At 39.3% G+C, this 14,824-nt stretch carries 14 protein-coding genes; 12 read left to right on the top strand and 2 right to left on the bottom strand.

The genetic code is table 11. The annotated features are described in order from the left end of the window. From FTU55_RS13675 to FTU55_RS13705, 7 genes are all read left to right on the top strand, one after another. The coding region (locus FTU55_RS13675; RefSeq protein ID WP_151711510.1) for an integrase core domain-containing protein at positions 1–167 on the top strand (167 nt) is incomplete at its 5' end. 292 nt (positions 168–459) lie between these two features. Further along, complete coding sequence (locus FTU55_RS13680; protein ID WP_211100789.1) at positions 460–870, top strand: cation efflux protein, CzcI-like; 411 nt, start codon at positions 460–462, stop codon at positions 868–870. 48 nt (positions 871–918) lie between these two features. Then, a complete protein-coding gene (locus tag FTU55_RS13685) occupies positions 919–2,244 on the top strand; it encodes a TolC family protein (RefSeq protein WP_180047382.1) in 1,326 nt (441 codons plus the stop codon). A 1-nt stretch (position 2,245) separates the two neighbouring features. Then, on the top strand, positions 2,246–3,475 hold the full coding sequence (locus FTU55_RS13690; RefSeq protein ID WP_016658777.1) for an efflux RND transporter periplasmic adaptor subunit: 1,230 nt from the start codon (positions 2,246–2,248) through the stop codon (positions 3,473–3,475). Beyond that, on the top strand, positions 3,465–6,605 hold the full coding sequence (locus FTU55_RS13695; RefSeq protein WP_180047384.1) for an efflux RND transporter permease subunit: 3,141 nt from the start codon (positions 3,465–3,467) through the stop codon (positions 6,603–6,605). Before FTU55_RS13690 ends, FTU55_RS13695 begins: the two co-directional genes overlap by 11 nt. Positions 6,606–6,691: 86 nt before the next feature. Beyond that, the gene (locus FTU55_RS13700) at positions 6,692–7,591 is read left to right on the top strand and encodes a cation diffusion facilitator family transporter (protein ID WP_177156119.1); all 900 of its coding nucleotides are present in this window, start codon (positions 6,692–6,694) and stop codon (positions 7,589–7,591) included. Between the two features lie 183 nt (positions 7,592–7,774). After that, positions 7,775–8,341 carry a recombinase family protein gene (locus FTU55_RS13705; RefSeq protein ID WP_177156230.1) on the top strand — a complete coding sequence of 189 codons (567 nt, stop codon included), beginning with the start codon at positions 7,775–7,777 and terminating at the stop codon, positions 8,339–8,341. Positions 8,342–8,393: 52 nt separating this feature from the next. Here FTU55_RS13705 and FTU55_RS13710 read toward each other — a convergent pair whose 3' ends face one another. After that, the gene (locus tag FTU55_RS13710; RefSeq protein WP_177156118.1) at positions 8,394–9,374 is read right to left on the bottom strand and encodes a DUF4917 family protein; all 981 of its coding nucleotides are present in this window, start codon (positions 9,372–9,374) and stop codon (positions 8,394–8,396) included. A gap of 914 nt (positions 9,375–10,288) precedes the next feature. Between FTU55_RS13710 and FTU55_RS13715 the strand changes: the two genes are divergently transcribed. The 5 genes from FTU55_RS13715 to FTU55_RS13735 all read left to right on the top strand — a co-directional run bounded on the left by FTU55_RS13715 (position 10,289) and on the right by FTU55_RS13735 (position 14,064). Continuing rightward, complete coding sequence (locus tag FTU55_RS13715; RefSeq protein WP_034583971.1) at positions 10,289–12,100, top strand: copper resistance system multicopper oxidase; 1,812 nt, start codon at positions 10,289–10,291, stop codon at positions 12,098–12,100. Continuing rightward, on the top strand, positions 12,087–12,425 hold the full coding sequence (locus FTU55_RS13720) for a hypothetical protein (protein WP_004897649.1): 339 nt from the start codon (positions 12,087–12,089) through the stop codon (positions 12,423–12,425). Before FTU55_RS13715 ends, FTU55_RS13720 begins: the two co-directional genes overlap by 14 nt. Beyond that, entirely contained in the window at positions 12,412–13,356 is a 945-nt protein-coding gene (locus tag FTU55_RS13725; RefSeq protein WP_004668309.1) for a copper resistance protein B, read from the top strand. The genes FTU55_RS13720 and FTU55_RS13725 overlap by 14 nt, the downstream gene beginning before the upstream one ends. A 179-nt stretch (positions 13,357–13,535) precedes the next feature. Further along, positions 13,536–13,781, top strand: coding sequence for a type II toxin-antitoxin system RelB/DinJ family antitoxin (locus FTU55_RS13730; RefSeq protein WP_160232258.1), 246 nt, complete (start codon positions 13,536–13,538; stop codon positions 13,779–13,781). Continuing rightward, complete coding sequence (locus tag FTU55_RS13735; RefSeq protein WP_000221358.1) at positions 13,771–14,064, top strand: type II toxin-antitoxin system RelE/ParE family toxin; 294 nt, start codon at positions 13,771–13,773, stop codon at positions 14,062–14,064. The genes FTU55_RS13730 and FTU55_RS13735 overlap by 11 nt, the downstream gene beginning before the upstream one ends. A gap of 128 nt (positions 14,065–14,192) precedes the next feature. On the opposite strand, the gene FTU55_RS13740 is transcribed toward FTU55_RS13735, so the two are convergent. Then, complete coding sequence (locus FTU55_RS13740; protein ID WP_180047385.1) at positions 14,193–14,522, bottom strand: four-helix bundle copper-binding protein; 330 nt, start codon at positions 14,520–14,522, stop codon at positions 14,193–14,195. Positions 14,523–14,824: the final 302 nt, after the last annotated feature.

The raw sequence follows: 14,824 nt of genomic DNA on the forward strand, positions 1-14,824 counted from the left end.
CGTATATTGAACGCTATAATCGGACCATACGTTATAGTTGGCTGAGCAAGCATTTATTTGATACTTTGGATGAAGTACAAGATTATGCAACAAACTGGTTGTGGCATTACAACCATGAAAGACCACATCAAGCTAACAAAGGAAAGCCACCTCTAATGGCTGCTTAACCTCTACTTTTAACTTCGGTTATTTATGGGAGGATTACCCTCTGATTTCAGGGGTATATTTTAATTTTGTCATCGGGGTAGTCTCTCAGAATATTGACTCTCCGACAAACCCGGTACGGTTCAATCTATTGTTATTCTTACCTGAAATTGATGTGAGCTTATAGAGACAAGGTAAATTTGCAAAAGTGCCGGCTATTCAGTGTTCATTGAATGTTTAATTTAATTTATTAAGCTTGACCTTGGAGTGGCTCTAAGCCTTATACTTGGTACAAATTTTTCGATTGTTATGATGATGCGTTCTACTACATGGATTACAGTCTTGGTTGGATTGTTCATGTTCCAAAGCTTTTGGAATGTGGCGGCGGCCTTTTGTGTCCATGAACAACAGCCTCAATCACAGCAGAGTTATCATTTTGGTCATCACCAAAATACCTTGTGTGCCAGCGATAGTCGTCAACACGATCATAATGGACAGTCAGAAAACATAAAAACATTCAGTAGCGATTTAGAAATCGGTGAAGATCATCAAGATCATCTACCATCGATGACGCATTTGATTGTACAAAATGAAAAAGTAGATGTGTTTCATCCAAGCTCTGAAGTTAAAGTGAATCCACAATTTCATTGGAAAAACAGCTATCAGGCTCCTGACCTGTTTCAACAAAGCCCACCTCCCAAATTTTCCCCGCTCATGGTGGGGTAGCCTAAAACATTCCCACCACTTTTATTATTTAAATAAGTGGGAAAAATCATGTCTTCACAATCAATTATACTCTTGCGTCATAGCTTGGTTGCTTGTATATGTGCAGCGGCTATGCAATATAGCTATGCTGAAAACGTTACCAGCTTTGAATCCGCTTTAGCAAAAGTACAAAGTTACCAGACTCAAGACAAGCTGTGGCAACAAGTTCAGCAAATATCTGAATTGAATATTCAGCAAAGTCGGTTATGGCAGAATCCAAGTATAAGTTTAGAACAGTCTGGCTTTGGCTCAGGTCAAGAACAGGAATTCAATGTTGGCGTTAGTCAACCTCTAGATCTATTTGGTCAGCGTAAGCTGAACCGGGTGATTGCCAATACCTCGAATCAACAAATCCAATTGCAACAGCAATTATGGAAGGCACAAAGCCAACTGATTGTTAAATTTGCATGGTCGCAATTTGCACTTGCTGAGGTTGAGCAGTCTGTTTATTCAGTACTGTTAAAAACAAGTAAAGCCAATCTGGACAGTGCCCAGAAACGCTATCAGGCAGGCAGTATTGCCCTGGTTGATTTTGAGCGTGCCCAAATTGAAGCGCTAGAAATCCAACGACTTTATGAGCAAGCGATGCTGAATAAACAAGCTGCCGGTCGTCAGCTGTCTAATTTGTGGGGGGGAGAAACATCTTCACATCTTCAATTGAATAAAACCGCTATCCCTTGGCCAGAGCAAAGTCTCCAAACTGTGCAACGGTATATTGCTGAAGGGTGGCTAGAAAAATTCTATGCCTTGAACATTCAGCAATCGGATCATCAAATTGAAAATTTAAGAATTCAGGCACGTCCCAATCCGACTTTAAATGTAGGCATGAAACGTAGCAAAACCCCTAATGAAAGCAACGATACGACTTTGGCAATCGGCGTGGCTATTCCACTGAATATTTTCAACCGCCAGCAATATGCGATCCCGATGGTCCAGCAACAGCAAATATTGCTGAACCAACAGCAGCAGCGTGAGCTGAAGCAACAAATACTCGATATTGCCAACAGCATGCATCAGCTCAAAGGTTTACGTAGCCAGTTCGATGCCACAACAGCACAAGTTACTTTGGCGACCAAAGTTCAGAGCCGTACTTTACAAGGGTTTCAGGCAGGGAAACTGTCCATTACCGACGTTCAGCAAGCAACCACCCAACTGCAGAATCTTCGATTGGGTCAATTACAAATTCTACGTCAAGCTTGGCAAACTGCCCTCGCAGCTGAGGCACTCAGTATTGGCACAAGTTATGAAGAAATTAGCCGTTCGGATGCCTATACACAACTGAATAAAAAGGCAGTCGAAGCATCGCAAAATTTAATCAATGGGGGAGCACGATAAAATGAACGCCAAGCAAAACGGAAAAATATCCCAGTCTCTCATGATTGCAATTTTGATTCTGATTACGGTCTTGGTCAGTCTGGTTATTTGGTTAAGTTCAAAAAAAACTGAATCTGAGGGGCATGGTCATGATGAGGGAAATGCCGAACATTCTGATGAAGATAGTTCTGAAGAAGGACATGCTGAAGAAGGCGAAATACAACTGACCAGCCAACAAATGGTTGAACAAGGTTTAAAAGTTGCTGTTGCATCCACAGGATTGGTTGAAAAGCTGACAACCCTGCCAGGTAAATTGGTGGTGAATACCGATCAACAAGCGCATATATCGCCTAATTTTAGTGGTCATGTCGAGCAGGTCAATGTGGCTTTAGGACAGAGCGTGCAAAAAGGACAAACGCTGGCTGTACTAATCGTGCCTGAACTGATCGACCAACAGGCAAATCTGCGTATGGCACAGGTGAATCTGGATTTGGCCCGTAAAGATTACCAGCGCGAACAGCAACTCTGGTCACAGGGGATTTCTGCCAAACAGGATTACCAGCGTGCCGAAAATGCCTACCGTCAAGCGCAGATTACTGTCCAGTCCTCACAAGCACGTTTAAATGCATTAGGTGCAAGTGGCAATAACAATGGGCGTTTTCTGATTAAAGCACCGATCTCTGGGGTGATCAGTCAAAAAGATATTGTGGTCGGTGAAAATGTGCAACTGGCTAATCAGCTCTTTGTCATTGAACAGCTGAAAGATTTATGGCTTGAGTTTAATTTGCCGAATCAATTCTCAGGTCAACTGCAAGCCGGGCAAAAAATTGACTTTAAAGTGAATGATTCAGATCAAATCTATAAAGCTACTGTACAAAGCTTAACCTCTCAGGCAGATGTACAAACAGGGCGTCTGGTGGTGCGCGCAAAACTCGATGCGCAAGCTACTGAGTTGCGTTCTAATGTGTTAGTGAGAGTGTTGATTCCGGAAGCTACAGCAAAATCAGCCCTTCGGATTCAAAAGTCTGCGCTGCAAAGTATTGAAGGTGAAGACAGTATTTTCATCGTAGATTCAGAACAAAAAGGTCAAGTCCACTTAAAAGCACAGAAAGTGCAATTGGGGCAGGCTTCAAGTGATGGACAATGGCTTGAAGTGATTTCTGGGCTGACTGAAGGGCAGAAGTATATCGCTCAAGGCAGTTTCTTGCTCAAATCTGAATTAGAAAAAGACGAGGCAGGCCATGAGCATTAATTCTGATCTGCCAAAACCAGAAGGTTTATTCGAACGAATCATTCAGTTTTCCATACAAAATGCGATTTGGGTGTTGCTCTTTGTCTGTACCTGGATTGCGGTCGGGGTGTATAGCTATCAGAAACTCCCGATTGATGCTGTACCCGATATTACCAATACCCAAGTCCAGATTAATACTCAAGCCAAGGGTTATACTGCGCTTGAAGTCGAACAGCGGATTACCTATCCCATTGAAAATGCCATGGCTGGCATTCCGAATCTGGAGCTTACCCGTTCCATATCCCGTTATGGACTCTCTCAAGTCACCATTGTCTTTAAAGATGGGACTGATATTTATTGGGCCCGTCAGCAGATTAACCAACGGGTACAGGAGGCGCAATCTGAGTTGCCTGCACAAATCACACCGATGATGTCCCCCGTTTCTACGGGTCTCGGTGAGATTTATCAATGGGTACTGAAGGCAGATCCGAATGCGAAAAAGCCGGATGGAACTGCATACACGCCGATGGATTTGCGTGAGATTCAGGACTGGATTGTGCGTCCTCAACTGCAACGTGTTAAGGGAGTTGCAGAGGTCAACAGTATTGGTGGTTTTGAAAAAACCTATGTGGTCTCTCCCGATTTAAACCGGATGCAGCAACTGAATATCTCATTAGAACAACTGCAACAGGCTTTAGCGCAAAATAATGAGAACCGAGGTGCAGGTTATATTGAAGACAATGGTCAGCAACTGACGGTACGTGTACCGGGTACATTCAATGGGCTTTCTGATATTGAGAACACCATGCTGGGTAGCCCAAATGGCAGCCCAATTCGGGTTGGTGATATTGCGCAAGTCTCTATTGGGCATGATTTAAGAACCGGTGGGGCAACCTATAACGGCAAAGAAACCGTTTTAGGGATTGCCATGATGGCGATGGGTGGAAATAGCCGGACTGTTTCTAAAGCTGTGGATGCCAAGCTTCAAGATATTCAGAATAGTTTGCCTAAAGGGGTAGTGATTGAAACGGTGTACGACCGTACTACCTTGGTTGAGAAGGCGATTAAAACCGTTCAGAAAAACTTGGTAGAGGGAGCAATCCTGGTCATCATCATTCTGTTCCTGTTTTTAGGGAATATCCGTGCTGCCTTGATTACTGCCTGTGTCATTCCACTCTCTATGCTGTTTACCTTAACCGGGATGGCACAGAAAAATATCAGTGCCAATCTGATGAGTTTAGGTGCACTCGATTTCGGCATCATTGTCGATGGTGCTGTGGTGATTGTCGAAAACTGTATCCGGCGTTTAGCCCATACACAGCAACTGTTAAAACGACCTCTCACACAAAGTGAACGCTTTAAGGAAGTTTTTCTGGCTGCCCGCCAAGCACGTCGTCCTCTTATTTTTGGTCAGCTTATTATTTTGGTGGTGTATTTGCCGATTTTTGCTTTAAGTGGTGTAGAAGCAAAACTATTTCATCCGATGGCTTTAACCGTTGTTCTCGCACTGGTGGCAGCTATTATTTTATCGATCACCTTTGTGCCCGCTGCAGTTGCTTTATGGGTTAAAGGGGAGATCAAAGAAACGGAAAGCCGTTGGATGATCTGGCTCAAAACCCGATATCAACAGATATTGGATGGAGCCTATCATTACAAAGCGGTGGTTTTAACTTTTGCCATTTGTCTCCTGGTCATTACGGGTCTGCTCAGCACGAAGATTGGCAGTGAGTTTGCACCCCAGCTGAGTGAAGGTGATTTTGCGGTACAGCAATTACGTTCTCCAAGCACAGGCTTGGAAGAGTCTTTACGTATTCAGGAAAATACCGAAAAGCTTTTACTGAAAAACTTTCCCGAAATTAAAGCTATATTTGCCCGTACCGGGACTGCTGAAGTGGCGACAGATGTGATGCCACCGAATATTTCCGATGGTTATATCATGCTGAAACCACGTGAGGAATGGCCAGATTCAAAAGAAAGCCTAGATGCACTTCGAACCCGAATGGAAGCTTATCTTGCGACAATTCCCGGCAATAACAGTGAGTTTTCTCAGCCTATTGAGTTACGTTTTAATGAACTGATTTCAGGTATACGCAGTGATGTGGGGGTGAAGGTTTTTGGTGATGACATGCAGGTTTTGAATACTGAGGCTGCAAAAATCGCGAAAATCATTCAGCAAGTCGCAGGTAGCAGTGCGGTGAAAGTTGAACAAACTTCGGGTCTGCCTTTACTCAATGTAGAGATTGATAAAGCTTTAGCTGCCCAGTATGGCTTGAGTGTGAAATCTATTCAGGATGTGGTGGCTGCAAGTATTGGTGGACAAAGCGTGGGAGAGATTTTAGAAGGCGATCGTCGTTTTGATTTTGTTATCCGTCTTGGAGAGCAAGACCGTAGTGTCGCATCTGTTTCCCAGTTACCTATTCAGCTTCCAAATGGTGGCAGTATTTTATTGTCGGATGTCGCGCAAGTCTCGACCATTGAAGGAATCAACCAAGTCAGTCGAGAAAATGGTAAACGCCGAGTTGTGGTTACAACGAATGTTGAAGGGCGTGATTTAGGGTCTTTTGTTTCTGATGTACAGACACAGCTCAAAGCATACACTTTGCCAAGTGGTTATTGGATAGAATATGGCGGTCAGTTTGAAAATTTGGCTTCAGCCAAAGCACGGATGCAAATCGTGATTCCACTGGCTTTAATCACTATCTTTATTTTACTGATGGCGGTCTTTCACAATGTCAAAGAAAGTCTATTGGTCTTTACCGGGGTACCCTTTGCCTTGACCGGTGGTGTGCTGTTCCTTTGGCTAAGGGATATTCCATTATCGATGTCAGCTGGAATTGGCTTTATTGCCTTATCTGGTGTTGCAGTCCTCAATGGACTGGTAATGCTGACCTTTATTAAGGAATTAAGGGACAAATATCCAGTGCATAAAGCCGTGTGGCAAGGGGCTATTTTGCGCTTAAGACCAGTGTTGATGACAGCTTGTGTGGCTTCACTGGGTTTTGTACCAATGGCGCTGGCAACCGGAACAGGGGCTGAGGTTCAACGGCCACTGGCAACCGTAGTGATTGGCGGGATTATCTCTTCAACATTACTAACTTTGGTGCTGTTACCCGTGCTTTATCGTTGGATAAATGAAAAGAAAGTTTCTTAATCCAATAGATTAGTCGATTTACAGCAGAGATATTGGCTGTTATCCAATATCTCTGCTCATCATAAATAGAATAAGGAAAATATTTTATGTCAGAACATCATGATCATAGCCATGCGGTTGTTACTGAAGAAAATAGTAAGAAGTTAATGGTTGCCTTAGGTTTAACGACTACTTTTTTAATAGTAGAAGTTGTCGCTGCTTTTATTACCCAAAGTTTGGCTTTGTTATCTGATGCAGCTCATATGTTTACTGATGTAGCCGCTTTAGCTATTGCTCTTGCCGCTATCAAAATTGGTAAAAAAGCCGCAGATGATAAAAGAACTTTTGGCTATCAGCGATTTGAAATTTTAGCGGCTCTGTTTAATGCGGTGATGCTTTTTGTGGTAGCAATATATATTGTATATGAAGCTTATCAACGTTTTACGAATCCTGCTGAAATTCAAAGTGTTGGAATGATGATTGTCGCGGTCATTGGTTTGGTCATAAATTTGATTTCAATGAAAATCCTTTCTGCTAGTGCTGAAGGAAGTCTAAATATAAAAGGTGCATATTTAGAAGTTCTTAGTGATGCTCTAGGATCGATAGGCGTGATTATCGGAGGAATAGTTATTTATTTTACCCAGTGGATGTGGGTTGATACCGTAATCGCTGTGTTAATTGGCTTCTGGGTCTTACCTCGAACTTGGATTTTATTAAAACAAAGTATTCATATTCTGCTTGAAGGAGTTCCTGATGAGATTGATATTGAGTCGTTAAGAAATGATTTATTGAAGCTAGAGGGCGTTGAAGGGATTCATCAGTTGAAAGTCTGGGCTATATCCTCAAGAAATATTCATTTAACTGCTCATTTGGTTGCTCCGAATAGCAATACAGATCAACTCTATCAAAATGCCTTAGAAGTTCTAAAACATAATCATAATATTACTGAAATTACGTTACAAATAGAAAATACGAAATGTAATACATTGAACCAACATAAACACTAATTTGGACTTTAGTCTTCATATAGATGTTTTGTGTAACTTTAAAGTATACCCTAAAATAACACAGACAACGCCCTGAAGTTTATGTCTCATTTAAATAAATTTTGTCCATACGTTACATGTAACTTTGAAATATAATATTCATTATTTACAATAAGCAGAAATAAGCATTTGGTAGAAGGCATGATGAAAGGTCATAAGGTGGGATATGTCAGAGTCAGCTCTGTTGACCAGAATATTGGACGACAACTTGAAGGAGTCGAAGTCGACAGGGTTTTTATCGATAAGGCCTCTGGAAAAAATACTGCCCGTCCGAAATTTCAGGAAATGCTCAGCTATGTTCGTGAAGGAGACATGATCGTCGTGCACTCTATGGATCGTTTCGCTCGAAGTCTGAAAGATTTAGTTACTGAAGTTGATCAGCTCATAAAGAAGGGAGTCGCCATCCAGTTTGTCAAAGAAAATATTACTTTCACGGCCCAGGCCACTCCGATGGATAACCTGATGTTGCAGCTTATGGGCGCTTTTGCTCAATTCGAGCGGGAAATTATCTTGGAACGCCAAAAAGAGGGGATTAAGCTTGCAGCGGCTCAAGGGAAATATAAAGGTCGTGTCCATAAATTGAACACTGAGCAGGCTGAGGCTTTACGACAAGCCTGGAAAGAAGGACTGTATTCCTCCAAAGTTGCTCTGGCAAAAGCATTTGGTATCAGCCGGCAAGCTGTTTATCGATATTTACAAATAATTAATTAATCATTCTCTATAATTTGGACTAATATGTGCGTATAAAATCAGTGACTATTCTTTAAGCCCAAATAGGAGCAGACTCAGCTTTATAAAATTCAATGTTTATTTTTTTAGTGTCTATAAATCGGTGGGCATTAGCAATTGTTGTTTTATTAGAGTCTGAGTATTGATCACCAAATATACTGATATAAATATTTTCAACTTCACTCTTATTAATTTGATCGAAAATATGTTGATCATTTTCAGCCATTGAATGCCCATGAATAAACAAAGAACCTTTTATTTTTTTTAATTTTTTATAACATGAGTTCAAATATGGATTATGCTGAATTCTACTAAGTTTAGCTTCGTAATTAGGTTCTGATACAAATAATGGAAATTTTCCAACAGCTAGATTTTCTTTTACATGATCAACAATACTCTTACCTAAGTGATCTTTAAATGTATGTTTGTTAATAGTCACTTTACTATCATATAAATGCAGTCCTCCATGTAGATAGAAAACATTTTGATCGCTAGTATTTTCCCAACTATTGTATCTAAAACCGTCCTTACTAAAATATCCTGTAGGAGATATTTCTTTTTTATTAATGACCCAATAAAGCAATAAGTCATAATTTAATGTAAACACTTGAGAAAATTGTTTAATGAATGGCCTTGCTTTTTCATACTGGCTTGTTGATACAAAATTGGATGTTAAGGGATGAGTATCAGAAATAACTTTAACTAGAGAATTTTTCAACTGTTCTTGATCACTTTGTATTTCAATAATTTTATTTTTATCTACATCATATAATTCACATATCTTTTGTGCTGACTCTAATATTCTCATGATCTTTTCAAAATCATAGGTATCGAATTCCGTAAATAACTGACGAATTTCGAGATCTCTGGTACCAAAATCAGCTTTATCAAATAAAGACTTATAATTAAAAATTTCATGACTCCATGCTTGAGAAAAGCCATTTGCTAATAATATTGATACTTCAGATTTATTAGATATTGAATCAAACTTATCTTTAAAATTACCTATTTTCATTTTTAAAATAAAATATAAGAGTATGATAGTAATTAAATTATATCATAATTTCGACTATCCTAGGTAATCCTCCCTAAAAATAATAGGATCTAAAAGTAAAGTTTTCTCTTAAAATATAGGCAGGAGATTCTGCATGAAACCAACTATCTAGCTAGCAAAAATCTTATATGATCAGTCGGCAGACAATACAGGTTTCATTCAGTATCGTAAGAATTTAGGCTCGTAAACCCAGAAAAATGTGGAACATAATTATTCACATAAAAAGCCCATTCGAGGGTGAATGGGCTTTTTTAAATTTTGCAAGATGTTGATTTAAAACAAATATTTTATTTATTTCGGATAACGTGTATTATGTTAATTTTAGAGAAACTACTAAATTATATTGAGTTGTAAATATTTGAAAATTCCGTTAAGATATTTTGGATTAAATTCTATTCCTAGATAGCATTCGTGTTGACTCATCTCTCCAAAAAACTTTGGTTTTGTTTTCTTATGGTTTTTGCCATAGGATGGAGTAGTGTGTCTGTTGCATCAGTAAAGATAATGCATATCAATATGCAAACTGAAATGAGCCAAGATCATTGTTTAGATCAAGCACAGCAAGTCACTCAACATGGTATTAATCACGAAGTACAGACGAATACCGATTGCCATAATCATTTAGCTCTTAATCAGAATATAGATCACAAAAAGTGTCAGGAATGTTCTAGCTTATCCTGCCAGACACAGATCTCATGTCTTCATTCTTTGCAAAGCTCGCTAGATCCCCTAGATACCTTCTATTCTATAGATCAGCCTAATTTTTATTACCCCAACCAATATCTAAATGGGTATTGGCAAGAAATTTCACGTCCCCCTAAAGCTTAACCAATTTTTTTAAAATTTATTTATTTTTCAAAAATTAAGGTTAAGTTATGTCTCATAAAATTAGTTCGTACCTATTAGCAGGTATTTGTTTTGCATCGTCGCCTTTGGTTTTTGCCGAAGTGCGTGAATATCAGCTTGTTATTGATGAAGCAGTGGTCAGCCCAACTGGAAAGCCTGTAAAGCGCATTACCGTAAATGGTCAATTTCCTGCGCCTTTGCTTGAGTTTGAAGAGGGTGATGAAGCCATCATTCGCGTGAAAAATAATTTAAAAAACCAAGATTCTTCTATTCATTGGCACGGACTGTTGTTGCCGGGCATTATGGATGGTGTACCGGGATTTAATGGTTTTAACGGTATTAAGCCTCAAAGCGAGTATGTTTATAAATTCAAGATTCGCCAAAGCGGGACTTATTGGTATCACGCTCATTCTAAAGGACAGGAACAGGACGGCTTATATGGTTCTTTTGTGATTTATCCAAAAGGTAAAACACCATTGGCAGCACATGAAAAAGCTGAACGTGACTATGTGGTGATGTTGTCAGATTTTCATGAAAAAACCAGTGATCAAATTCAGAAAGATCTTAAAATTTCAGCTGAATATTATCAAGATCAGCGTGAAACCTTGGGTGATGTTTGGAAGCAGGTTAAACGTGATGGCATAAAAGCGACATGGTCTGACCGCAAAATGTGGAATCAGATGCGTATGCTAAAAACCGACATGTCGGATGTTACAGGTTATACCTTCCTCATTAATGGCAAAACACCTGAACAAAATTGGACAGGAATGTTTAAACCGAATGAAAAAATTCGCCTACGTTTTGTGAATGCATCTGCGATGTCTTTCTACGATGTCCGTATTCCTAACTTGAAAATGACTGTGGTCAGTGCTGATGGTCAGCCTGTAAAACCTGTTGCTGTGGATGAGTTTCGTATTGGCACAGCTGAAACTTATGATGTGATTGTGGAGCCAAAAGGCGGACATTATCAAATTGAAGCTGAGTCAATTGACCGTGCAGGCTATGCGATTGGTACACTGCACAATGAATTAAATCCTATGACACATGGCATTCATATGCCTGCACCACGTCCACGCTCACTTTTGACCATGGAAGATATGGGACATGGTGGCGGTGATCATGCAGGAATGGATCATTCGAAAATGAACCACGGCAATATGCAAGGCATGGATCACTCGAAAATGGATCATTCAAAAATGAACCATGGCGATATGCAAGGCATGGATCACTCGAAAATGGATCATTCACAGCATGGCACAGCAAAACCACAAGAAAATGATCAAGTGGTTTATGGTTGGGCAAATGCATCTACACCTGCGGGCAATAAAGCCTTGCAATATAGTGATTTAAAATCTTTAGAACCGCAAAAAGATACTCGTGAAGCTAGCAGTGAATTAGTAGTACGTTTGGGCGGTACTATGGAGCGTTATATTTGGACGATTAACGGTAAAAAATTCAGCGATGCTGAGCCATTAAAAGTGAAGTATGGCGAGCGTATCCGTATCAAATTTATTAATGACAGTATGATGGCGCACCCCATGCATTTACATGGCATGTTTATGCAGTTGGAGAATGGTCAAGAGTCGGTAGATATGCCGAATAAACACACATTGATTGTACCACCGGGTAAAACAGTGACTGCTTTATTAACTGCGGATGAGTTGGGCGAATGGGCAATCCATTGTCATTTGTTGTATCACATGAGTGCAGGAATGATGAACAAGTTGATCGTGGCAAATGTTAGCGATGAACAAGTGTCTACAACGCCAATTCAAGGTACAAATTCGACTCAAACTCACCAAGTAACTGAGCAAAAAGGAGCTGGACATGCACATCACTAATTTTGTATTTAAAGCGTTTTTTTCTGTTGCGGTATTGAGTTTAACAAGCTTAAGTTTGGCGCACGAAGGGCATCATTCAACTGCTCAGACTGATGGAAAAAATGTACCATCAATGAATCATCAAGCGATGTCTGAGATGGATCATTCACAGCATTCTCCACAAGAGCATGCACAACACATGCAGATGATGGGGAAAATGAATCATGCTGCACATTCAGCACCGATGAACCATCAACATGCAGGTCATCAGCCAATGCATCACAAATCAACAGAGAAACAGCAAGATCAAAAAGTACAGAAAGGAGATCAACATGCGCACCATTAATCTTTTTTCTAAAACTGTTTTAGCAAGCTCTTTGTTGATGGTCAGTGCAGTGAGTTTGGCACATAATGGTGAAGATCATAGTGCGCCTGAAAAAATGACAGTTGCTACATCTTCTAGTCAAAATCAGCCGATGCAAATGGATCGCTCTCAAATGAACCATAGCCAAATGAATCAGGCACAACATCAGGCAACATCTACGGTTAATCATTTACATCATGTACCAGATGCGAATGCTCAGCAGAGTTCGCATTATGATCATCGCTCAGAACACGGTGCGCAAATTTATGCGATTACGACAGTGGACAATAAGTGGCTTGTCAATGAAGATGGCACAGGTGATTTAAAGTCAGAGTTTGAAACCCGTATTGGCACAGATGAAAATAAGGTTTTTATTAAAATTCATGCCGATAAAGAAGAATCGCATGATGCACATTATGATGCCAAACTTTTATATAGCCGTATGATTTCAGACTTTTGGGATGCACAGATTGGTGCACGTTATCGTAGTGAAAAAGTTGAACTCAATGATCATCGCAAAGACACCGAAGAAAATGTTGATGCGGTGATTGGCTTACATGGTATGGCGCCATATTTCTTTGAAACTGATGCTTATCTCTATGCGGGAGAAGACAATTATGCGGGCTTTAGCCTAGAAACGGAACGTGATTTTCTGATTACGCAAAAGTTGATTATTCAACCTTATTTAGAGTTGGATGCTATCTTTAGTGATGACTCTAAATATGCGAAAAAAACTGGTTTAAGCAGTGCAACCGCAGGGTTTGAAACTCGCTATGAAATCAGTAAAAAGATCATGCCGTATATCGACATTGCCTATGAGTATTCAAAAGGTAATGATGAAACGTCGTGGCAAATAGAATCAAACTCTGAGAAAGGTTGGTTATATGGAGCTGGTGTTAGATTTAGATTTTAATTAATTTAATGATTACTAAATAGCTTTATTTAAATAAAACTCTAGCTTAATGTGGCCGGAAGCAAAATGTTAACTTATTTTGCTTCCTTCCATTTAACATAATGGCTGTTATGCGAAGTCGACTTGTAATGCAATTTGCATTACAATATTCCTAGTACATTAAATACTTGGGAAATATGATGGCTACTGTTAACTTCAGGATCGATGAAGCCCTTAAAGAAAAATCTTATTCAATCCTTAAAGAGCAAGGTATTACACCTACGGATTTCTTCACTAGTATTCTTGAGTATGTTGCTACGACTGGGAAACTGCCTGTCAAAAAAGCTTTGATTTCAGAAGAAGATGAAGAATTATTAGCTCTTGTCCGTAAGCGCATTAATGATCCTAAAGAGATGTTTGAGGAAGTCACATTAGATGACTTATAAGCTTTTACGTCACAAGGACTTTACAGCAGAATGGGAAAAACTCCCTGTTGCTATACGAGATCAATTTAAAAAGAAACTAGCCAAAGTCATAGAGCAGCCACATATTCCAAAGAATATGCTTAGAGGCGATCTTGCAGGTTGCTATAAAATCAAATTATTAAAAGCTGGTGTCCGACTTGTCTATCAAGTTAAAGATGATCAGGTAGTTATCCTGCTCATTACCGTCGGAAAACGAGCTGATAGCATAGTTTATGACGAAGCGAAAAAGCGAATTAAAGACTAAAAATGGGAGCTTAAAGCTCCCATTTTTGGCTTCGTATAAGGTGTATTATGTTAATTTTAGGAAAGGCTCTAGACTAGCAGAATGATTATGTTAGTCTAGAGCCATATAATTAACATTATTGAAGTATTTTACATGACAATTTTTCGACATTCTTCTGCACACTGACGGCAAGCCTCAGCACATTTTTTACAATGATCATGTGAATGTTTTTCACACTCTTCCGCACAATATTCACAGATCTTAGCACAAAGCTCACAAATCTCTTTGAGGAAAGGTGAGTTATGTTGTTGCATACGCACACATAACTGACAAATATCTGCACATTCTAGACAACGTTGAATACATTCACGCATCATCTCTAAATCTTTTTCTTTTAAACAAGAAGTTGCACATTCAGTACAAATAAGTGAACAGTTTGTACATGCAGAAATACACTCTGAAAATTCCGTATTAATCATTTTTTACTCTCAATTTATATAATCAAAGAAATAATTAAAACATAATTTTTTTCTACTAATTATTTTAAATTATTAGTAAATGTAATACATAATGTTAATTTATATGAATAATGTTAATTTTAACTAAATCTTATTTATATTCCAAATTATTAAAAAACAGTTTTTAATTAGGATAGGTAATCCCCCCTAAAAATAATAGGATCTAAAAGTAGAATTTTCTCTTAAGATACGAGCAGGAGATTCTGCATGAAAACATCTAAATTTACTGACAGTCAGATCATGTCCATCTTGAAACAGGCAGA

Source organism: Acinetobacter sp. YH12117, assembly GCF_013418865.1.
Classification (GTDB): Bacteria; Pseudomonadota; Gammaproteobacteria; order Pseudomonadales; family Moraxellaceae; genus Acinetobacter; species Acinetobacter indicus.

Coding starts and splice junctions, on each gene's coding strand:
- FTU55_RS13730 (WP_160232258.1), top strand. CDS start 13,536: ATGGCTACTGTTAACTTCAGGATCGATGAAGCCCTTAAAGAAAAATCT.
- FTU55_RS13700 (WP_177156119.1), top strand. CDS start 6,692: ATGTCAGAACATCATGATCATAGCCATGCGGTTGTTACTGAAGAAAAT.
- FTU55_RS13705 (WP_177156230.1), top strand. CDS start 7,775: ATGAAAGGTCATAAGGTGGGATATGTCAGAGTCAGCTCTGTTGACCAG.
- FTU55_RS13690 (WP_016658777.1), top strand. CDS start 2,246: ATGAACGCCAAGCAAAACGGAAAAATATCCCAGTCTCTCATGATTGCA.
- FTU55_RS13680 (WP_211100789.1), top strand. CDS start 460: ATGCGTTCTACTACATGGATTACAGTCTTGGTTGGATTGTTCATGTTC.
- FTU55_RS13715 (WP_034583971.1), top strand. CDS start 10,289: ATGTCTCATAAAATTAGTTCGTACCTATTAGCAGGTATTTGTTTTGCA.
- FTU55_RS13720 (WP_004897649.1), top strand. CDS start 12,087: ATGCACATCACTAATTTTGTATTTAAAGCGTTTTTTTCTGTTGCGGTA.
- FTU55_RS13740 (WP_180047385.1), bottom strand. CDS start 14,522: ATGATTAATACGGAATTTTCAGAGTGTATTTCTGCATGTACAAACTGT.
- FTU55_RS13735 (WP_000221358.1), top strand. CDS start 13,771: ATGACTTATAAGCTTTTACGTCACAAGGACTTTACAGCAGAATGGGAA.
- FTU55_RS13695 (WP_180047384.1), top strand. CDS start 3,465: ATGAGCATTAATTCTGATCTGCCAAAACCAGAAGGTTTATTCGAACGA.
- FTU55_RS13725 (WP_004668309.1), top strand. CDS start 12,412: ATGCGCACCATTAATCTTTTTTCTAAAACTGTTTTAGCAAGCTCTTTG.
- FTU55_RS13710 (WP_177156118.1), bottom strand. CDS start 9,374: ATGAAAATAGGTAATTTTAAAGATAAGTTTGATTCAATATCTAATAAA.
- FTU55_RS13685 (WP_180047382.1), top strand. CDS start 919: ATGTCTTCACAATCAATTATACTCTTGCGTCATAGCTTGGTTGCTTGT.